The organism is Hymenobacter glacialis (assembly GCF_001816165.1).
GTDB lineage: Bacteria > Bacteroidota > Bacteroidia > Cytophagales > Hymenobacteraceae > Hymenobacter > Hymenobacter glacialis.
Window position 1 is genome coordinate 21,395 of record NZ_MDZC01000090.1, and the last position, 19,761, is coordinate 41,155.

Genomic DNA, 19,761 nt, shown 5'->3' on the forward strand with positions numbered 1-19,761 from the left:
GATTTTGGGCTATTCGGCGCATAAAAAAAGCGGCCGGCAATAAGTGCCGGCCGCTTTAAAGCAGAATTCCTCAGGGCTTAAACCCCAAACATCATGCGGGTAGGGTCTTCGAGCAGCTCCTTCACGCGCACCAGGAACGACACCGACTCGCGGCCGTCGATGATGCGGTGGTCGTAGCTCAGGGCCAGGTACATCATGGGCCGAATCACCACCTGCCCGTTCTCAGCAATGGGGCGCTGAATGATGTTGTGCATGCCCAGAATGGCCGACTGCGGCGCGTTGATAATCGGGGTGCTGAGCATGGAGCCGAACACGCCGCCGTTGGTGAGCGTGAACGTGCCGCCTGTCATCTGCTCAATGGTGAGCTTGTTGTCGCGGGCCAGGCCAGCCAGGCGCACCACTTCCTTCTCAATGCCCTCGAAGCTCAGCTGCTCGGCGTTGCGAATCACGGGCACCACCAGCCCTTTCGGGGCCGACACAGCGATGCTGATGTCGCAGAAATCGTTGAACACGATATCGGTGCCGTCAATCTGCGCGTTCACGCTCGGCCACTCTTGCAGCGCTACGCACACGGCCTTGGTGAAGAAGGACATGAAGCCCAGGCCTACACCATTTTTGGCCTTAAATTGGTCCTTAAACTTGTTGCGCAGGTCCATGATGGGCTGCATGTTCACCTCGTTGAAGGTGGTGAGCATGGCCGTCTCGTTCTTCACCGTCACCAGGCGGCGGGCCACCGTCTTGCGCAGGTTGCTCATGCGCTCGCGGCGCACCTCGCGGCTGCCGCCAGCAGCAGGGGCCGCCGCCGGAGCAGCAGCTGGCACGGAAGCCGGAGCAGCGGCCGGAGCTGGCGCGGCAGGTTTCGCCTGTGCGTTTTGCGCGTCTTCTTTGGTAATGCGGCCGTCGCGGCCGGTGCCGGCTACGTCGGCAGCCGCAATACCTTTCTCGCCAAGAATCTTGCCCGCGGCCGGCGAAGGCACGCCGGTAGCATAAGTGGCCGCGCCACCGCTGGCCGGCTGCGAAGCCAAAGCCGCCGTGGGGGCCGCTTGCGCTGCCGCCGGAGCCGCTGCTGCCGGGGCCGCACCTGCGCCGCTACCGCCCTCAATGCGCGCAATGACGGTGCCGATGGCAATGGTTTCGCCTTCTTTCACGGCGTGGCGCAGCGTGCCGCTGGCTTCGGCCGGCAGCTCAAACGTGGCCTTGTCCGATTCCAACTCGGCGATTACCTCGTCGCGGCTCACCTGAGCACCGTCTTCCTTGAGCCATTTGGCCACGGTTACTTCGGTGATGGACTCGCCTACGGTGGGGATTTTCATTTCTATGGTGCCACCACCACCGGCTGGTGCAGCCGCAGCAGCCGGCGCGCCGGGTGCAGCCGCGTCCTTGCTCTCGTTGCCGGCAGGGGTGCCGCCGTAGCCAGCCTGGTTGCTGGCCTGGGGGTTTTCCTCGCCCTTGGAAACAGGGTCGGGAGCGGCTGGGGCTGGGGCCGAAGCCGCCGGAGCAGCCGCGGCTGGGGCCGCGCCATTGCCACCCGCGCTATCCAGGTCGGCGATGATGGTGCCGATGCCGATGGTTTCACCTTCGGCTACGCGAATTTTCAGAATGCCGTCGGCTTCGGCGGGCAGCTCAAACGTGGCCTTGTCCGATTCCAGCTCGGCAATGACTTCGTCGCGCTTCACGGCGTCGCCGTCCTGCTTGAGCCACTTCGCAATGGTGACTTCGGTAATGGATTCGCCAACGGCGGGGATTTTGATTTCGAGGGGCATGGGCGGTGAAAGCGTGTAGTTAAGTTTTAATTAAATCAGAAACGCCTGGGCCAGTGGCCGGAGCTTGGTCTGAAAACGAGTAGCCATCGTCAACAAATCAGCCGAAGTGTAGCTTGGGTCATCGTCGGTTTCGTAGCGTAACTCTACGCCAAATTCATTGAGAATTGCAGCCTCCACTAGGTCTTGATGAGAAAACTGAATCAAATTCGCTTGAACAAGTGGCAACAGCAGCTTGGTTAGGTCGTGAATGAACGGTGTAGGCAGCGACGAGGCTACCAGTACGGCTTTTAAATATTTTTCCGTCGCTTGCTGGCAGTGGAAACCAATATTTTCATAAAGGTGCGGACTAGCCTGCAGCAGGGTTTCAGCGGCTTCCATGTCACGGTCAGCCGTTAACATTGACATGGCAACGCGCTTCTGTTCGGGGGTCTTAGGCAGCATACAGTAGCCGGCCTTGTTTCTCGGCAATGGTTTCTACGGATTGAAAAACACCTGCTGCCCGCTCCATCTCGCCGCCGCGTACGAATCAGAATATCCATTGCGGGAGCATCAGTACCCCACAGCAACGTGCGGACAGCAATAGCGCGTGCCATTCGCTTCTCCTCCGCATCACGCTTGATAATCAGCAAATCCAAATCCGAGTCCTCAGTGGGCACCCCGTAGGCATACGAGCCGAACAGAATAATTCGGTCCGGCGCATAGCCTTCCACGATGCGCTGCACCACGTCTTGGATTTGCTCTTCGGTTATCATGTTTAGCGCATGCTTTAGCTTGTTCGATGTGAGTACGAGCGCAAGCTAAAGCATGCGCTACAAGCATTAGTCCTGCTTTTTAGCGATTTCGGCGGTAGCCTTAATGGTATCATCGGCCACGGCTTCTTTGGGCTTGTCGAAGGCCCGGGCCACCAGCTCCTTTTGCTCCTTGACGTGGATTTTGTTGTAGCCCGTGGCCGGCGAGGCCGATGGCTTGCGGGCAATAACGTCTTCCAGCTCGCGGCGCATGTAGCGGAGCATGTAGTTCCAGTAGCCCATGTTTTCGGGCTCTTCCTGCACCCAGTACAGCTTGGCCTTGGGGTACTTGGCCAGCTCCACGGCAAGCTGCTTTTGGGGGAAGGGGTGCAGCTGCTCCAGGCGCACAATGGCCACATCAGTGCGCTTGGATTCGCGCTGTTCTTCCAGCAGGTCAAAATAGACTTTACCCGAGCACAGCAGCACGCGCTTTACCTTCTTGGCTTCGGCGAAGGCATCGCCCATCACCTCACGGAAACTGCCGCTGGTGAAGTCTTCAATAGGCGACACGCACAGCGGGTTGCGCAGCATCGACTTGGGCGACATCACCACCAGCGGCTTGCGGAAGCTCCAGGTGAGCTGGCGGCGCAGGGCGTGGAAGAAGTTGGCCGGCGTGGTCATGTTGGCCACCACAATGTTGTGCTCGGCGGCCAGCTGCAGGAAGCGCTCGGGGCGGGCGTTGGAGTGCTCCGGGCCCTGGCCTTCGTAGCCGTGGGGCAGCAGCATCACCAGGCCGTTCATGCGCTGCCATTTGCTCTCGCTGCTCACAATGAACTGGTCAATCATGGTCTGGGCGCCGTTGGCGAAGTCGCCGAACTGCGCTTCCCACACCACCAGGGCCGTGGGGTTGGCCATGGCATAGCCAAATTCAAAGCCCAGCACCGCGTACTCGCTCAGCAGCGAGTTGAAGATGCTCAGCTCTTCGTTTTCGCCTTCCATGTGGTTCAGCGAGGTATACGGGGCCGAGGTTTCGGCATCGTGCAGCACCGCGTGGCGGTGCGAGAACGTACCGCGCTGCACGTCCTGGCCGCTCACGCGCACCACGTGCTTTTCCGTTAGGAGCGAGCCGTAAGCCAGCAGCTCGGCGGCGGCCCAGTTCAGAATGCGGGTTTCGAAGAACATCTTGCGGCGTTCCTTCAGCAGGTTATCAATCTGCTTGATGGGCTTGAAGCCGTCGGGAATCGTGGTCAGGGCCTGGGCTACTTTCTCCACGGTTTCGGCCGAAATGCCGGTTTCGGGCGACTGGTCGAAGTCCTCGGGCTTGCTGCGGCGCAGGCTGCGCCACTCGTTTTCCAGGGCCTGGTACTTGTAGGGCAGGGCTTTCTGCTTCACCAAATCGAGGCGCTCCTGCAGGGTGTCGCGGAACTCCTTGTCCATTTGGGCAGCCAGCTCGGCATCTACGTCGCCGCGTTTCACCAGCATGGCGTTGTACACCTCGCGCGGGTTCTGGTGCTTCGAGATGAGGTTGTAGAGCGTGGGCTGCGTGAACTTGGGCTCGTCGGACTCGTTGTGGCCGTGGCGGCGGTAGCACACCATGTCAATAAAGATATCGGCGTGGAACTCCTGGCGGTATTCGGTGGCCAGCTGCACGGCAAACACCACGGCTTCGGGGTCGTCGCCGTTTACGTGCAGCACCGGCGCGTCAATTATTTTGGCCAGGTCCGTGGAGTAAATCGACGAGCGGGCGTCCTCAAAATCGGTGGTGAAACCGACCTGGTTATTGATGACAAAGTGAATGGTGCCGCCCGTTTTGTAGCCTTCCAGCAACGACATCTGGGTCAGCTCGTAGCCAATGCCCTGGCCCGCCACCGCGGCGTCGCCGTGAATGAGAATGGGCAGAATCTGGTGGTAGTCGTTGCCGTACTGGTGCTCAATTTTGGCTCGCACGAAGCCTTCCACCACCGGGTTCACCGCTTCCAGGTGCGAGGGGTTGGGGGCCAGCTTCAGGTTTACCTTCTGGCCGCTGGCCGTTTCCACTTCCGACGAGTAGCCCATGTGGTACTTCACGTCGCCGTCGCCCATCGTGAGGTCGGGCACGGCGGTGCCTTCAAACTCCGAGAAAATCTGCTCATAGGTTTTGCCCATGATGTTGGCCAGCACGTTGAGCCGGCCGCGGTGGGCCATGCCAATCATCACTTCCTGCACGCCCAGCTCGGCCGCTTTGCCAATGATGGCATCCAGGGCCGGAATGGTGGTTTCGCCGCCCTCCAGCGAGAAGCGCTTCTGCCCCAGAAACTTGGTATGCAGGAAGTTTTCAAATACCACCGCCTCGTTTAGCTTCTTCAGAATGCGCTTCTTGTACTCCCCGCTGGGGTTGAAAGCCAGCGAGTCGCGCTCCACCTTCTCGCGGAACCAGTCCAGCACCTGCGGGTCGCGGATGTACATGTACTCGAAGCCGATGGGGCCGGTGTAAATCTTCTCCAGCGCCGCCAGAATGTCGCGCAGCGTGGCCTGAGTACCCAGGCCAATGACTTCGCCGTTCTTGAAAACGGTGTCAAAATCGGCTTCGCCCAAGCCAAAATCGCCCAGGTCGAGGCGGGGCTTGCGGTCTTTGCGCTCGCGTACTGGGTTGGTTTTGGCGCGCAGGTGGCCACGGCTCCGGAACGCGTGAATCAGGTTGCGCACGGCCGTTTCCTTGTCGCTGGCGGGTGCGCCGCTGGCCATGGCGGGGGCATTGTTGGTCGAAGCCGGGGTGACGAGAACGCCGTAGGAGTCGGGCTGCGGCCGGGGGCCGGGGGCCGCTGCGGCTTTGGTAGCTAGCGCGCCGGTGCCATTGGTGGCAGTAGCACCGGGCACCACGGAGGCGCCTTCGGGGAACTGCTGGGAAAAATCAAACCCCTCAAAGAACTTACGCCACCCGAAATCCACTGACTCCGGATTTTGCTGATAGGCTTGGTATAGGGTTTCAATGGCCGCCGCGTCAGCGTTGGCGATATACGAGTATGAATCCATGTGAGAATCGGGGTGGATAAGGCTGCGTAAATGTAGGAGGCTTATATGCCAGGCAAAAACCTAAATTCGGGTAAACGAATACACTTGCTAATCAAAGGCATCATATCCTTTGGTTTTGCACCTTCAATCAGGTTGGCTGGCCAATTTATCGAAAATTGACAACACGGTTGAGGATACTCACTACGTAGGCGCACTGAGATAATATAACCCACCAGTAATTAACAACGCGCGCCACGCCAGTAAACTCATCCATTCCTGCTATTTGTGCTATAAAAATTCAAATATTATCGCCCCATAGAGCACGTAAGACGCCATCTGATTGGATATTTTATTTTCGTAAAACTTATCTATCTACCTAATCGTTAGAACCTTTCCCCATAAACAAAATTCGGGGGCGCCTATGCTGCCAGGCGAAGAATGGCGGATGAACGAAATCCTTTTTAATGAGTTCTGTACGGTTATTTTTAGACATACTTTTAGCAGCCTCCGCGTTAACAGCCCCTCTTTTTTCCTCGTCACCAGCCACTAACGAAGCATCCGGTCTGGTTAAGTTTATTACGCCGCTTGAAGTGAGCCGCCCCGCCGAGCGCTGGGTAGCCAAAGTGCCAGTTGACACTCTAATGGATGCCAACAAGCCCAAAGAGTACGTTGCCCAGAGCCCCACCTACCGCGTGACGGCCACCATTTACGAAGCAGTACCGGGACAAACTGACGACGAGCCGTTCGTGACGGCCGACAACTCCCTGATTAAGCCCCATTACGGAACCAAAAAGCGCTGGATGGCCCTGTCGCGCGATTTGCTGAAGCGTTGGGGTGGAGAATTCGATTACGGCGACATGGTGCGCGTATCCGGCATCTCCAAAAAGCTGGACGGTGTGTACACTGTGCACGATACCATGAACCAGCGGCACCGCCACTGCATGGACATCCTGGCCCACACCAGCGAAAACCTGGACGTCTTCACCAAAGGCGTAAAAATCCAGAAAGTAGCATTCGAGTAATTATATTTATCTTAATAGCTACCTAAAAAAGCCGCACTAGGTAATGGTGCGGCTTTTTTCATGCCCACGGCCTCCGGATTTTACTTAGACGGTGCCTTTTTCTTAGGAAGTGCCATTTTAAAAATACGGAAAGGCTCGTGAGGCTGTTCCACGCCTTTGTTCCAGGTGGGCATCTTGTGAATGGCGGAGTTGGCCACGTACAGGTTACCGTCGGCGGCGAAGCTGTACGTATCGGGCCACTGCAGACGGGCGTCCTTGGCCACGGTTTCGATGCGTCCAGCGGGTGTGCGGCGCAGCAGGGCGCTTTGCTCGTAAGAAGTGATGTACACGTTATTAGCAGCGTCGATTTCCAGGCCGTCGGAGGCGGGAATCTTGCCCACGGTTTCTACTTGCTGGGCCAGTTGCGTCTCGCTGAGGGAGGCATCGCGCAGGGCAGCTGTTTTGATGCGGTACAGGGTGTGTCCCGTAAGCGGACAGTAGTACAGGTAGGCGTTGTCGGTGCTCAGAGCAATGCCGTCGGCGTTGATTTGGGCGGGCCTGCCCTGGGCATCAACCATCGGGTGGCCTGCGGCCTTTACAACCAGGCCTTTCTCGGCTTTGGTTGACGGGTGGCTGCCGAGCAGGCTGCGGGATTTGCTGGTTTTCAAATCGACCACTACAATGGCGCCAGTGCCCGAATCGGTGATGTAGGCGTAGTTGTTCTGCAGGTCAATCCGCACATCGTTGAGATAGGACTTGGTGGGCACCACGCTGGCGGGAAACGAAACATTGAGCAACACCTGACCGGTTTTGGGGTCGGTTTTCACCAGTTTGGGGCCGCCGGGCACGGTGCCCTGAAAGCCGGGCGAGGCGGCGTCGAGCACCCACACCATGCCCGCTTTGTCGGCAAATACGCTCTGGGGGCATATCCAGTGATTCTGGGGCTCGTTTTTCACGGCCTCCGTCCAAGTGCACCAGCTGGCGTTGGGATACGGGGTGAGCGTGTTGTTGGGGCCCACCACGGCAATAGGATACACGGGGTTGTAGTCCCAGCGCGGAAAGCACGCGAAGATTTTGCCGCCGGGCGCTACGGCCACGCCCACCATCTGAGGGCCGGTGAACTCCGCCACTACCTGCAGCGGCGAGGTGGGTGTGGCCGGCCCGGCGGCTGCAACAATGCTTTGCGATTCGTTGCCGGGCGATGAGCAGCTGCCAAGCAGGAGGCCAGCAGCGGCCAGCGCGGCCAAAATCCGGGGAGAGGAATACAGAGGAAGCGGCATGGTGCTGGGGTGGTGGAAAAGAAAGACAAAAAAGTCCAGGCTGGTACCAGCCTGGACTTAGCATACGGCCACCGGGCCGGCGCGTTGAATAAGTGCCTCCCAACAAGCATGCTGGAACCAGAACCTAGGGATTTAGCGCCGAATCGGGCCTGGTGGAGTCAGCAGTTGAGTCGCGGACGGTAGCCCTGGGACGAGCCGGCACAATGGGGGCGGGGTTGGTGGGCACTACCCGAATGGTTTCGGGCACTGCTTCGGTTCGCGACAGGGGCTCGGCCTGGGGCCCTACTTCTATGGTAGCGGCCACCGAATCGGCCGCGGTCTGGCTGGTGCTGGTGAGGCGCTCGGAGGGCGGGCGATTCATAGACAGGTACACCACTAAGGCCAGCAGCGCCAGCAAGCCGCCAATGGACAGGATGAGGGCCAGCGGGCTGCGGGCCGCCGGCGCGGCCGCCTCCGGGAACTCGCTCGTAACCCAGCTGGCATCGGCATCAGGAGCGGGAGCGGGAGCGGTTGGCGGTGCCGTAAAGCTTGAGGGCGGCACCTCGCTGCTCCACTCCTCCCCTGCCCAAGGCGGGCCTACCGGCGAGGCAGTGCCCCCGCTCGGGACGACGTTTTGGGACGCGTCTTCTACAACGACGGGGTGCTGTTGGCTGGGCGGCGGCGCGGGCGTGAAGACGGGCGGCGGGACCAAAACAGCAGGCGGCACGGGTGCTGCCGGAACAATGGGCGCAGGCGCACTAATAAACGGGGCCGACGGGGCAGGCTCGGCAGCCGGCGGAGCCTGGGGAATGGGCGGGTCCGTGAATACTAGGCGCTGCTTCAGAGACTCAAACTCGGTGGGCGTGAGGGCGCCCGCATCCAACATCTCCTTGAGCTGGCGGAGGGTTTCGAGGGGCGAAGAGGGGTTGTCCATGACCTGAGTACGGCCGGCGGCGGGGCTAGTTTTTGCGGTCGAGCGTGGAGAGCTGGTTGCGGCGGCGCTGCAGGAGCGCCCGGCTTTGCTCCAGCTGCAGTCCGTTCGATATCAGCGAAACCGAATCGGAACGCGACTGAATGAGGTTTTCGGCGTTTTTCTTCTTCAGTTCTTCTATGCGCGACAGGTTGGAGGCCGTGTTGCTGCGCAGGTTGCTCCGGCTCTTTTCGAGCTTGTCTTTTTCTTTCTCGTCGGTCTTGAGTTTTTTCTCGGCCTCGGCTACCTGGTCGCGGTAGGCCTTGAGGCGCGCGGCGCTGGCAAAGCTCTGCGCAATGGTGCGCAAAGCATTGTATTCGGTGGCGGTTTTGTCGGGGTCGAAAAACGTATTGTCGTCGAAGCCACCAAACAGGCCTACTTCCGTGATGGTATCGGCGGGCGCTATCACGCTGGCATAAATGTCCACGAGCTTGCCCGACACGGTGCTGGCCGGGGTTTGGCGGGCCACCAACACGTCGCTTTTGCCCAGGCCCAGCACCCCGCCGCTCTTGAATTTAATGTTGTAGCTGCTTTTCATCCAGCTTTGCAGGAAGTCGCGCACATCGGAGGCATTGCCGTCTACCTGCACTTTCACTGCCGGGCGCGAGCCTTTGTTGTAGCTCACTTCGCCGGCGCGCACGTCGTAGAGTTGGGCCGTGGCCGGGGCCGCTACCAGAAAACCCGTGAGGGCGAGCAGCAGGACAATTAGTTTTTGCATCACAAATGGGGGAATAGAATGGCCTTAGCGTAACTCGTGGCGGTCGAAAGCGGCCTGCAAATCGGCGCGCATGGCCTGAAAACGCGCAATGGCACTGGCAAAGAAATCATCGTCCAGCAGCTCGCGCACTTCGGCGTCGGTGCCGGTAAGCAGGTCGAGCTCGGCTACCTTATAGGTCTGCTCCAGATTGCCCTGCTCCAGCTTCAGCAGGAACTTGCCGTTCCAAGCCAGAAGCGTGATTTTGACCGCGGGGTGGGGAATGTCGGCAACGTGGCGCATAAGTAAACAGAAAGGGCCGGAGCCGGCACGAAGGTAGGACGAGCTGCAGGGCAAGTCCGGCCGCCCGTCAAAGCAGGGCAAAAGTACAAAGTAGCAACGCCCGTCCTGGCAACGGGTTCCCCCCGGAGCCCGCCACTGCCCTGCACCGACCAGACACTTAGCATGATGCCAGGCGTGTCGGCGGCGCGGCACTGCCTTGGCGAAAGCGGGTCCGGCACCTGAACGAATGGGCCTGCACAGATTATTAATTTGATAATCGTCCGATTATTTTAAAATCAGCTGTCACACTCACAACACAGACAGGCCATCAGACCAGTAATTAATACCCAGACAGTCTCTAAAAGCCGTTTTTGACGATTTTAATGCAACTCAAAAAATCTCAAAACACTGGTGACTCGCATAATATATGCGATGAAATTTATGTTGACTAATAAAGAAATCACTTTAATATTTTCATGCAAATCGACTTATGTAGCAACATTATTAAAAATTTGGCAATCCGTTTTTTTAGTCTTTTCGTAGGTTTGGGCATTGTTTCTCACTCTTTACAAAAACAAGCTTTTTTAAACGATGAAGAAAACCCTACTACTGATGTTGCTCTCCGCGAGCAGCGCGGTGACGCTCCAGGCGCAGGCCCTCCTCGACCCTCAATTGCAAGAAGCCATGGTGGGCGGCACCGGGTTACGGCAGGTTATTGTTACTTTTAAGGGAGCAGGCGCGCCTTCGGCCGCAGCCATGCAAACCCTCAGCGGCCTCGGCATCACTCAGGGCCGGACGTTGCGCGAGCTGCCCATTGCCGGCGTGCTTGCCACCGATGCCCAGATTGCCCAGTTGGCGGCTTCCCCCAACGTGCTTTCGCTTTACCTCAACCGCTCGCTGAGCCTGGAGAACGAAGGCGCTACCCACCTCACCGGCGCCCGCCGCGTGCGGAACGAGAGCAGCTTCACGCAGCGCAACGGCGGCCTGCCAGTAGCCGGCACCGGCATTGGCCTGGTAGTGAACGACAGCGGCGTGGACGGCACGCACCCCGACCTGAAGCTGGGCGCTAACCTGAAGCAGAACGTGCTGGGCACCAGCAACCTCAACGCGCAGGACGGCATGCTGCCCGTTACCTACCTCGAAGACATTGCCAACACCGACCAAAGCGGTGGCCACGGCACGCACGTAGCCGGCATCGCCGGCGCCACTGGCGCGGCCTCCAACGGCCAGCACGCTGGTGTGGCCCCCGGCGCGAGCATTGTGGGCTACGGCACCGGTGCCGGCCTGTTCATCCTCGACGTAATCGGCGCGTTCGACTACGCGCTTGTGAACCAGTTCCGCTACAACATCCGGGTTATCACCAACTCCTTTGGTACCACCAGCGACATCGGCACGGACGTAAATCCAGCTGACCCCATCACGGTGGCCACAAAGCGTTGCGTAGACCGCAACATCGTGGTGGTGTTCTCGGCCGGCAACTCCGGTTCGGGCTCGGGCACCATCACCGGCAAATACAAGAAAGCACCGTGGGTAATTGCTGTGGCCAACTCCGACAAAGCCGGCGTGCTGGCTCCGTCGTCGTCGCGCGGCCGCAAGGGCGTGGGCGGAACGTTCTCAGTAGACGGCGAAAACTTTACCTGGCGCGATGAGCCCACGGTAACGGCTCCCGGCACGGACATTATTTCGACCCGGACCGCTTCGCCCGTAGGCGTGCTCAGCAGCCAGAAGGACGCCGCTGTTCTTCCTCCTGGCCAGCTTCCTTTCTACACCCACCTCACCGGCACCTCCATGGCTGCGCCCCACGTGGCCGGCATTGTGGCCCTGATGCTGGACGCCAACCCCGCGCTGAACCCTTACCAGGTGAAAGCCATTCTGGAAGAAACCGCTACCAACCTGCCCAACCGCGAGTCGTGGGAAGTAGGCCGTGGCATGGTTAACGCCTACGCCGCTGTGGACCGCGCCTTCCGCGCTGCCCCCGGCTATGGTGCTTTCTCCAACGCCACCCGTGCCTTTGTAAGCAGCGTGAACACGAGCAGCGCCAAGAGCACCTTTAGCATTGATTTCAACCCAACCAGCACCGCCACCAACTCCCGCACTTTTGCGGTAAGCAGCGGCACCAGCTCGATGGAAGTGAGCTGCAAGGTGAGCGGCGTGCTAGGCGAAACCGGCAACCCGGTTAACTTGGTATTGTTGTCGCCCACGGGCAAGCGCTTCGCCTCCGGCATCTCGGTGCTGTTTGCTACCAGCCCCGGCCGCGCCGTGGCCGTGGTATCGCCTGAAGCCGGCACCTGGACGGTGCGCCTCGAAGGCCTGAATGGTGCTGCTTTCCCAGAAAGCGTTACCGGCAACATCTCGCTGAACCAGGCTACCGGTACCACCGGCCTGAACGACGCCGTAGGCCATCCGGCCGAAGGTTCTATTAAATTGGCGGTGAGCAAGCGCCTGATGGACGGTTTGGCTACCGGCTTTGCCCCCGATGCCAACCTGACCCGCATTCAGCTGGCCGACTACCTGATGATGGGCCAGGCTATTCGCCAGTTCATGCCTCTCGACGGCTCGGTGAGCTTCAGCGACGTGAGCAGCAGCCAGCGCTTGTTGGCCGAGTCGGTGACGTCGAAGGGCGCTGCCCTGCGCGACCAGACCCAAACCAAAAACGGTGTGATGACGGCAACCGCTCCTGGTGTGTTCTCGCCAGATGCCGCAGTGCAGCGGGCCAGCCTGGCTTACTCGCTGGTGCAAAGCCTGGGCCTGCAAAACAACGCTCTGAAAGCCACGGCGCCCGTAACGGTGCTGGTGAACGGCCAGCGCATTGCCATCGACGATGCCGCTCAGATTCCAGCTGGCTTGGCTGGCTACGTGCAGGTAGCACTCGACATGAACATCATGAACGCCTTCTTCAGCCTCACCCAGGGCCCGAACGACTTGCAGCCCGTGCTGCACGCCACGTTCAACCCCGCTCAGGTAGTGAAGCGTGCTGACTTCGCTGTGCTGGTGACCCGCACCCACGACCAGTGGAACATGCCCGCCGTGCAAGCCGCACGTGGCAGCGCTTCTACCAGCGCCGCGCAATCGGCTAAGGTGATTGAGGCTGCTCCGAACCCCTTCCAGAACCAGACTGTCCTCACCTACATCCTGTCCGAAACCGGTGCTGTACGTCTGGACGTGTACAACCTGCTGGGCCAGCGTGTGAAGACGCTGCGCAACGAGGTGCAAACTGCTGGTGTGCACAAGCAGCTGTTCGACGGCACGCAGCTCGCGGCCGGTACGTACATCTACAAGCTCACCACGGGCAGCAAATCCAACAGCGGCCGAGTGGTTCTAACGCACTAATCCCCGCGTCACTTTTTTCCAGAAAGCCCGCTCAATTCGTTGAGCGGGCTTTTTTTTGCTTTCTAAGTACTGGTATTAGCACGTCATGCTGAGCGCAGCCGAAGCATCTCTACTACGCAGCTAATCAAAATTAGTATTGCGGTAGAGATGCTTCGGCTGCGCTCAGCATGACGTTTTTTTTCAATGAGATTACTGATGCGTGCGGGCTTGCGGCTTTGGCTACAGATGCATCGACAATCCCAGCAGCAGCGCCTTAGATGACCACGCGCTACTTCGCCAGCACCTCGGCCACTTTGCTGATGTCGCCGCTCACCTTTTGCAGGAAAACCAGCTGCTGCTGTACCAGTTTGTCTTCCGGGGTTGTGCTGGCTTCGGGCTCGGTGGGGCTGCGTTCCGGTAGGGGCGCCACGGCTGGGGCGCCGGGCACCAGCAGCACCAGGCTTTTGTGCAGGGCAGCCAGGGCACTGGTGAGGGCGCGGCGGCTCTCGGGCAGGAAGGGCGGCACGGCGGGGGCCGCTTCGCGAAGCGTGGCGGTGAGAGCGGCCACGTTGGAGTACAGAATGTGGTTGAGGACCACAAACTCGTGGGTGTCGATGGGGCGATGCTGCTTGCTGCGCGGCTCGTTGAGCATGCGCTGGAACGCGGCCGCGAGGTTGGCGCCGCTCACGTACACGTTTTTGCGCAGCAGGCGGTATTCGTTGGGCGGCAGGGGCCGGCCGGCCAGGCGGTTGGCCAGCTGGTGCAGGTAGGCCAGGTTGGCCCGCAGGGCCGCGGCCATGAAATCGGTGAGTTTTTCTGACTCCCAATTGGGAAACAGGAAATACCCGGCCGAGAAGGCAATGGCACAGCCAATGAGGGTGTCGGTGATTCGCTCCTCGACCACGCCAACGTAGTTCAGGCCCAGAAAGCTGAACAGAATCAGCAAAAAGGCCGTGAGAAACACCACCGTCACCACGTATTTGGTGCGCTGGAAGCTATACGCCACCACCATAAATACCACCAGCACGCCAAACTGCACCTCGGCCCAGGGCACCAGCCAGAGCACCACCCCCCCCAGCACCCCGCCGGCCAGCGTGCCCACAATGCGCGCGGTGTTGCGCTGCCGCGTGAGACTGAAACCGGGCTTGAGCATGATGGCTACCGTCATCAAAATCCAGTAGTTGTGCTCGCCGCGCCAGAGCCACTGCCCCGCGCCAAACGCCACCAAGCAGGCCAGCATCATGCGCACGGAGTGCCGGAACACTGCCGATTTCGGCGTAAGGTTTTCGCGCAGGGCTTTGGGGTCGAGGTGTTGCGGGGCGATGAACAGGGTGTGCTCGGCGGCGCGGCCGGGCTCGGGAGCGGCTTCGTCGATGCCTTCGTCGAAATAGCGTCGGATGTTGCCCACGCGCCGGATGATGTCGCGCAGGTTGACCACTATTTTTTTCAGAACCAGCGTGCTGCCCTCCACGCTGGCGTCGGTATCCAGGGCCGCGAGGCGGGTTTGTAGCTGGCTGAGCTCGGCGTCGAGGTCGGGGCCGGGGGCGTCGTAGGGGCGGTTGGCCTGAATGGCAATGCCGAGGTGGTCGAGCTCGGTGGCCACGTGCCGAATGAGCGTGGCCACAGCCGGCAGCGCCCCGGTTTGCCCAAATCCGGCCCGCACGGTGGCGTAGTCGTAGTAAGTGGCCGTGATGCGCTCGTACAAATCCACGGTGGCCACGAAGGTGAGCACCAGGCGGCGGCCGGTGGGGGTGCTTTCGTTCACAATCTGGCGGGTGCGAAATAGTAGGTCGCGCGCGGCTTCCTGCTTTTCATTCACCACCACCTGCTGCGCCACCAACTGCCGGTAGTTGTCGTCGAGGGCCGTGGTGGGGTCGTAGAAACGGGCCTTGAGGGCCAGGAAGCGTGCCAAGGCGTGCACGCACTCGCCCAGCGCCTGCTGGGCCGGCCGGTAGGGCCGCACGCGGTGCACCAGCAGCGCCAGCCCCGCGTACCACAGCGCCCCCGCCACCAGCAGCCCCGTGTGCGGCAGCAGCTGGCCGAACGATGGCGGCCGGGCCAGCAGCAGAATTGTGTTGAGCAGCCCCGCTGTGCCCACGGCCGCGCCCGGGCGCCCCACACCAGAAACATAGTGAAGAGGAAGGCGAACCCGCCCACCACCAGCCCCAGCAGCCAGACGTTGGCGGCCGCCAAGCCGGTGGCCAGGGCCGTGATGACCACCAGGGCCAGCGTGGCCAGCATGCCGTTGCGCCGGTGGCGCGCCGGGCCAGGCGTGTCGGTCACGCTCACGCACACCGCCCCGGTAGACATAATCAGGCCCCATTCAAAATGGCCCAGCTGAGCCAGCACCAGCGTGGGCACAAGAATGGCCAGCGTGGTGCGCAACCCGTCCGAGAAATTCTGGCCGAAAAAGAAATACTGCAGATTGCGCGTTTGGGTGTTCATGCTACGCAAAGAAACGGGTAGGGCCGCGCCAAGGATGCCCGCCGCTCCGGGCGCATGCAATCGGGTGCCGGGGCCGAGGTTATTGTCTTACCACTGCTAGCCGTTCAGGGCTAGTCGCCCAGGGCCGCAATGCATTTCAGCTCAATGGCAATGGGCGTGGGCAGGCAGTTGATTTCGAGCGTGGTGCGGCAGGGCTGTGCCGTGGCAAAGTACTCGGCGTAGAGGCGGTTGTACATCGAAAAGTCATCCTTCATGTTGGTCAGAAACACGGTCACGTCCACTAGGTCGTCCCACTGCGCCCCGGCTTCTTCCAGAATGTAGCGCACGTTCTGGAACACGGCGCGGCACTGGCTTTCAAAATCATATTTCAGGATGTTGCCGTCTTCATCGAGCTCAACGCCGGGAATGGCTTTCTGGCCGCGCTGGCGCGGGCCCACGCCGGACAGGAACAATAAGTTGCCCACGCGGCGCGTATAGGGGTAGGCGCCCACGGGCTCGGGGGCTCGGGATGGTTGTTCGGTCATGCAAAAAAACGGCAGGCGATGAAAGTAAATGGCCCCAAAGAACGCCAGCCTGCTCGACACCGTTGGGACTGGCAAGGTTTTTAGAGCGGTGGGGTGCGGCCACCGTTCTTTTCGGGTTGCCGTACTTTGTAAAACGGGTCCTACCTATTCCCATAACATACGATACGCTATGCTCTTCCGTGTACCCAAACCACTAGTAGTCCCGCTTGCCGGGTTGTTGCTCCTCACATTTGGCGCCCAGGCGCAGAAGCGGAAGATGCCCCCCAAGCCGTCGGCCACCGAGGTGTATGACTCCGTGGCACAGCCCGCTGTGCCCCTGGGCGGAACCGAGAAATACGCGCAGTTTCTGGCTGCCAACCAGCGCTACCCCGCTGGCGCCATGCAAAAAGGCATTCAGGGCACGGTGAAAGTGAGTTTCATTGTAGAGAAAACCGGCACCGTAAACGAAGTAAAAGTGGATGCCCCGCTTTCGCCGGAGCTGGACGCCGAAGCCATTCGCCTCATTAAGAGCGGGCCGAAGTGGACGCCCGCCAAGCACCGCAACCAGGTGGTTCGCCAGCGCATTTACGTGCCGGTGTCGTTCGTCATGTCGCCGGGCAGCGAAGTAGTGACCATGGGCGCCAAGGAGCGGCCCATCACCACCTCCGCGGCCGACATTGCGGCGTCGGCCAACCCCAACCGGCCTGCCGTGGTGGCTCCCGACCACCCCACCCGGCCCGTGGGCGGCACTGAGGCCTTCTTCGAGTGGATTGAAAAAAACCAGAAGTACCCGCTGCTGGCCCGCCAGCGCAAGATTCAGGGCAAAGTACTGGTCGAGTTTGTGGTGCAGACCGACGGCAGCCTGACCGATGTCCGTGTGGTAAAAAAGATGGGTTCCGGCCTCGACGAAGAAGCCCTGCGCCTGATAAAAGCGGCTCCCAAGTGGGAACCCGCTTCGTATAATGGCAAGCCTTTAAAGCAAAAGATGATATTGCCGGTTCTATTCCAGCTGTAGCCCCGCCCGTGGGGCGCGCGGCCCCACGCCCCCTTACTTTGGCTGAGCAGGGCGTTTTCGATTTGCTGCTTGTTTTTCCGTCATCATGCCTGCCCCCGCCCCTGCTCCCGTTCTCCTCTGGCCCCATCAGGAGCGTTACCGCAAGGCCGCGCAGGCGCTGGCCACCGACCTGTTTACGGGCCTGGATGAAGACCTGAACCCGTTTGTGGTGCTGTTGGCCCTGCCCAGCGACCCCGCCCAACCCGCCCGCTGCCTGGAGCCGGCCGACTGTGGGCTGGACTCCGGTGCATTTGCGGGCGTGGTGGCCCGCGGCCGCTTCATTCAGAACTCGCGGCCCTGGCCCTATCCCGAGCGCGAGGACGTGAGCCCGGCCATGCTGCGGCGCAAGCACGAAGGCCTGGGCCTGCGCGATGCCGTGCAGGAAACCCTCAACGGCCTCGACGAGCACGAGAGCCACCAGCACTTTGCGGGCTACCCCATCGAAATAAGGGGGTATTTCGTGGTCACGGTGCTGCGCCTGCAGCGCAAGCCGCTGCGCGCCTACCCGTCGCTCCGCCCCCACCGCTTTTACACCGACGGCCGGCCGCTGGCGCCGTCGCTGCTCGTGGCGGCCATGTACCGCTTCAACGAAGAAAGCGTGAAGGCCCTGACCGAGCCCGAGCCCGGCGCGGGCTTCATCGTGCGGCCCCGCGAAAGCGAGGAACTGCTGCGTGCCGCCGGCAAAACCCTGCTCGACACCCCCGCCCAGGCCCTGGGCTTCGACCCCGCCACCACCAAGCTATTTGCCACCTGCAACACCATCAGCAGCCTACGCTACGAGGGTGCCGAAGGCGTGGGCAAGCTGCTGCTGGCCCGCCGCGGCCACCCCAACATCGAAGAAGTATTTGCCCTCACCTGCCCCACGGAGCTCACCGACTACCGGGCCGTGCGCAAGCTGCTGGAAATGGCCACGCCCGACGTGCACCTGCTGGCCAACGGCGAAAACGTGTACGCCCTGGGCCGGCAAGTAGGGAAATATGACGCCGAGCGCGAGGATTTGTTCGTCATCAATTTTGTGACGCACTACTCCTGGGAACTGCAGCACGACACCCACGTGCTGCTGCGCTCCCACTACGGCCTGCCCGGCCTGGCACGCAACCGCCTCAGCCGCACTGCTTTTCGGCGGGCGCTCAAGCGCACCTTCGCCCTCACCGACGCGCCCAAAGTGGAGCGCCTCTGGGAAGTAGTGCTCGAAGCCAGCCGCCAGAAGCACGGCACGCTGCTGGTAATCACCACCGAGGCCCTGGCCGAAGCCGACCGCCTCAAGCTGCAGTGCACCCTGGTGGAGCCCGTGCCGCTCACCCCGCTCATCACGCGCCTCGTGACCAGCATCGACGGTGCCGTTCTGCTCGACCCCGAAGGGTATTGCTACTCCATCGGGGTCATTCTCGATGGCCGGGCTTCCGGGCGCGGCGACAGCACCCGCGGGGCCCGCTACAACTCGGCCCTGCGCTACGTGGAAAGTTCCGACTATCCCTGCCTGGCTGTGGTGGTGAGCGAAGATGGATTGACGGACATTATCACGTCCGTACCGGAGGAATAACCCGCGTACCCTTAAGCGTTGAGTATGGAATTGTGGTTTTTATGGGCGTCATTTGGAGGCAGTTCCGCGCAGGTGGGGCTGCTTTCTTTTTTTGACGCTTCGTTTTCTCCGCATGGCTACTATCCGTCCCTTGTTGTTTCTGCTGTGGTGCTGGCTGCTACTGCCCGCGGTGGGACAAGCCCAGTCGCGCTACCCCACTCCGGTAGAAGGCGACTTCAGCCTGCCGCAGTTCCGCTTTGAAAGCGGCGAAACGCTACCCGCCCTCAACCAGCACTACACCACCGTGGGCCAGCCCCGCAAGGACAAAGCCGGCAAAGTGGTGAACGCGGTGCTCATCATGCACGGCACCACGGGCAGCGGGCAGGCCTTTCTGAGCGAGCTGTTTGCCAACCACCTCTTCGGGCCCGGGCAGTTGCTCGACGCGGCCAAGTACTACCTCATTCTGCCCGATGCCATCGGCCACGGCAAATCGAGCAAGCCCAGCAACGGGCTGCGCATGCAATTTCCAAAGTATACTTACAACGACATGGTGCTGGCCAATTACCGCCTGCTCACCGAAAAGCTGAACGTGGCCCACGCCCGCCTGGTAATGGGCACCTCCATGGGCGGCATGGAAACCTGGGTGTGGGGCTACAAATACCCCGATTTCATGGACGCCCTGATGCCCCTGGCCAGCCTGCCGGTGGAAATAGCCGGCCGCAACCGCATGCTGCGCAAAATGGCCATCGACCTGATAAAGATGGACCCCGCCTGGCAGGGCGGCAACTACACCACCCAGCCCCAGACCGGCCTCACCGGCGCCATCTCCTCGCTGCTGTTCATGACCAGCAGCCCCAAGCAGATGCAGAAGCTGGCCCCCACCCGCGAGCTGGCCGAAGCCGCTTTGGCTAAATCTCAGGCCCGGTTTCTGGGCTCGCTCGATGCCAACGACTTTATTTACCAGTTCGACGCGTCGCGCACCTACAACCCCGCTCCGCACCTGGCCGCCATCAAGGCGCCCCTGCTCGCCATCAACTCCGCCGACGACCAAGTGAACCCGCCCGAGCTGGGCATTATGGAAACCGAAATTAAAAAGGTGCCGAAAGGCCGCTACGTCCTGCTGCCCATCACGGACCTTACCACCGGCCACGGCACCCATTCCAACCCCAGCATTTGGGGCGAATACCTGCTGGAATTTCTGGCGCGCACGGAGATTAAGTGAGCGGATATTTTACCTAAT

16 protein-coding genes are annotated in these 19,761 nt (G+C 60.8%); 6 read left to right on the forward strand and 10 right to left on the reverse strand.

Translation table 11 applies throughout. The features are described from left to right. Positions 1-77 precede the first annotated feature (77 nt). From odhB to BEN48_RS13855, 4 genes are all read right to left on the reverse strand, one after another. On the reverse strand, positions 78-1,763 hold the full coding sequence (gene odhB / locus BEN48_RS13845) for a 2-oxoglutarate dehydrogenase complex dihydrolipoyllysine-residue succinyltransferase (RefSeq protein WP_070735519.1): 1,686 nt from the start codon (positions 1,761-1,763) through the stop codon (positions 78-80). 30 nt (positions 1,764-1,793) lie between these two features. Next, positions 1,794-2,204: a HEPN domain-containing protein gene (locus BEN48_RS13850; protein ID WP_083321068.1), complete on the reverse strand. Its 411-nt coding sequence runs from the start codon at positions 2,202-2,204 to the stop codon at positions 1,794-1,796. Beyond that, on the reverse strand, positions 2,156-2,515 hold the full coding sequence (locus tag BEN48_RS20225) for a nucleotidyltransferase domain-containing protein (RefSeq protein WP_083321069.1): 360 nt from the start codon (positions 2,513-2,515) through the stop codon (positions 2,156-2,158). The genes BEN48_RS13850 and BEN48_RS20225 overlap by 49 nt, the downstream gene beginning before the upstream one ends. 66 nt (positions 2,516-2,581) lie before the next feature. Next, a complete protein-coding gene (locus tag BEN48_RS13855; RefSeq protein ID WP_070735521.1) occupies positions 2,582-5,503 on the reverse strand; it encodes a 2-oxoglutarate dehydrogenase E1 component in 2,922 nt (973 codons plus the stop codon). Between the two features lie 569 nt (positions 5,504-6,072). Here BEN48_RS13855 and BEN48_RS13860 point away from each other — a divergent pair. Further along, entirely contained in the window at positions 6,073-6,504 is a 432-nt protein-coding gene (locus BEN48_RS13860; RefSeq protein WP_070735522.1) for an RlpA-like double-psi beta-barrel domain-containing protein, read from the forward strand. Positions 6,505-6,584: 80 nt separating this feature from the next. Here the strand turns inward: BEN48_RS13860 and BEN48_RS13865 are convergent, their stop codons facing one another. The 4 genes from BEN48_RS13865 to BEN48_RS13880 form a co-directional block, all read right to left on the reverse strand. Continuing rightward, positions 6,585-7,763, reverse strand: a complete 1,179-nt coding sequence (locus BEN48_RS13865; protein ID WP_070735523.1) for an L-dopachrome tautomerase-related protein — start codon at positions 7,761-7,763, stop codon at positions 6,585-6,587. A 124-nt stretch (positions 7,764-7,887) separates the two neighbouring features. Continuing rightward, entirely contained in the window at positions 7,888-8,676 is a 789-nt protein-coding gene (locus BEN48_RS13870) for an SHOCT domain-containing protein (RefSeq protein ID WP_070735524.1), read from the reverse strand. A gap of 25 nt (positions 8,677-8,701) precedes the next feature. Beyond that, positions 8,702-9,430: a hypothetical protein gene (locus tag BEN48_RS13875; protein WP_070735525.1), complete on the reverse strand. Its 729-nt coding sequence runs from the start codon at positions 9,428-9,430 to the stop codon at positions 8,702-8,704. A 24-nt stretch (positions 9,431-9,454) separates the two neighbouring features. Beyond that, positions 9,455-9,709, reverse strand: a complete 255-nt coding sequence (locus BEN48_RS13880; RefSeq protein WP_070735526.1) for a hypothetical protein — start codon at positions 9,707-9,709, stop codon at positions 9,455-9,457. A gap of 570 nt (positions 9,710-10,279) precedes the next feature. On the opposite strand from BEN48_RS13880, the gene BEN48_RS13885 reads away from it, so the two are divergent. Beyond that, on the forward strand, positions 10,280-13,018 hold the full coding sequence (locus tag BEN48_RS13885; RefSeq protein WP_070735527.1) for a S8 family peptidase: 2,739 nt from the start codon (positions 10,280-10,282) through the stop codon (positions 13,016-13,018). A gap of 268 nt (positions 13,019-13,286) precedes the next feature. Here BEN48_RS13885 and BEN48_RS13890 read toward each other — a convergent pair whose 3' ends face one another. Next, on the reverse strand, positions 13,287-15,116 hold the full coding sequence (locus BEN48_RS13890) for an FUSC family membrane protein (protein WP_158010197.1): 1,830 nt from the start codon (positions 15,114-15,116) through the stop codon (positions 13,287-13,289). A 12-nt stretch (positions 15,117-15,128) separates the two neighbouring features. Here BEN48_RS13890 and BEN48_RS19190 point away from each other — a divergent pair, with 12 nt between their 5' ends. Continuing rightward, complete coding sequence (locus BEN48_RS19190; protein ID WP_158010198.1) at positions 15,129-15,338, forward strand: hypothetical protein; 210 nt, start codon at positions 15,129-15,131, stop codon at positions 15,336-15,338. Positions 15,339-15,552: 214 nt separating this feature from the next. Here BEN48_RS19190 and BEN48_RS13895 read toward each other — a convergent pair whose 3' ends face one another. Next, the gene (locus BEN48_RS13895) at positions 15,553-15,966 is read right to left on the reverse strand and encodes a RidA family protein (protein WP_070735528.1); all 414 of its coding nucleotides are present in this window, start codon (positions 15,964-15,966) and stop codon (positions 15,553-15,555) included. 169 nt (positions 15,967-16,135) lie between these two features. On the opposite strand from BEN48_RS13895, the gene BEN48_RS13900 reads away from it, so the two are divergent. The 3 genes from BEN48_RS13900 (at position 16,136) to BEN48_RS13910 (ending at position 19,743) form a co-directional block, all read left to right on the forward strand. Then, complete coding sequence (locus tag BEN48_RS13900; RefSeq protein WP_158010199.1) at positions 16,136-16,960, forward strand: energy transducer TonB; 825 nt, start codon at positions 16,136-16,138, stop codon at positions 16,958-16,960. Between the two features lie 85 nt (positions 16,961-17,045). Further along, the gene (locus tag BEN48_RS13905) at positions 17,046-18,542 is read left to right on the forward strand and encodes a DNA integrity scanning protein DisA nucleotide-binding domain protein (protein WP_070735530.1); all 1,497 of its coding nucleotides are present in this window, start codon (positions 17,046-17,048) and stop codon (positions 18,540-18,542) included. Positions 18,543-18,654: 112 nt separating this feature from the next. Continuing rightward, entirely contained in the window at positions 18,655-19,743 is a 1,089-nt protein-coding gene (locus BEN48_RS13910; protein WP_070735531.1) for an alpha/beta fold hydrolase, read from the forward strand. Positions 19,744-19,761: the final 18 nt, after the last annotated feature.

Bases quoted from the DNA above. Each gene is read 5' to 3' on its own strand.
- BEN48_RS13880 (WP_070735526.1), bottom strand. From the start codon at position 9,709: ATGCGCCACGTTGCCGACATTCCCCACCCCGCGGTCAAAATCACGCTT.
- BEN48_RS13910 (WP_070735531.1), top strand. From the start codon at position 18,655: ATGGCTACTATCCGTCCCTTGTTGTTTCTGCTGTGGTGCTGGCTGCTA.
- BEN48_RS13895 (WP_070735528.1), bottom strand. From the start codon at position 15,966: ATGACCGAACAACCATCCCGAGCCCCCGAGCCCGTGGGCGCCTACCCC.
- BEN48_RS13865 (WP_070735523.1), bottom strand. From the start codon at position 7,763: ATGCCGCTTCCTCTGTATTCCTCTCCCCGGATTTTGGCCGCGCTGGCC.
- BEN48_RS13850 (WP_083321068.1), bottom strand. From the start codon at position 2,204: ATGCTGCCTAAGACCCCCGAACAGAAGCGCGTTGCCATGTCAATGTTA.
- BEN48_RS13855 (WP_070735521.1), bottom strand. From the start codon at position 5,503: ATGGATTCATACTCGTATATCGCCAACGCTGACGCGGCGGCCATTGAA.
- BEN48_RS13875 (WP_070735525.1), bottom strand. From the start codon at position 9,430: ATGCAAAAACTAATTGTCCTGCTGCTCGCCCTCACGGGTTTTCTGGTA.
- BEN48_RS13870 (WP_070735524.1), bottom strand. From the start codon at position 8,676: ATGGACAACCCCTCTTCGCCCCTCGAAACCCTCCGCCAGCTCAAGGAG.
- BEN48_RS13885 (WP_070735527.1), top strand. From the start codon at position 10,280: ATGAAGAAAACCCTACTACTGATGTTGCTCTCCGCGAGCAGCGCGGTG.
- BEN48_RS13905 (WP_070735530.1), top strand. From the start codon at position 17,046: ATGCCTGCCCCCGCCCCTGCTCCCGTTCTCCTCTGGCCCCATCAGGAG.
- BEN48_RS20225 (WP_083321069.1), bottom strand. From the start codon at position 2,515: ATGATAACCGAAGAGCAAATCCAAGACGTGGTGCAGCGCATCGTGGAA.
- BEN48_RS13900 (WP_158010199.1), top strand. From the start codon at position 16,136: ATGCTCTTCCGTGTACCCAAACCACTAGTAGTCCCGCTTGCCGGGTTG.
- odhB (WP_070735519.1), bottom strand. From the start codon at position 1,763: ATGCCCCTCGAAATCAAAATCCCCGCCGTTGGCGAATCCATTACCGAA.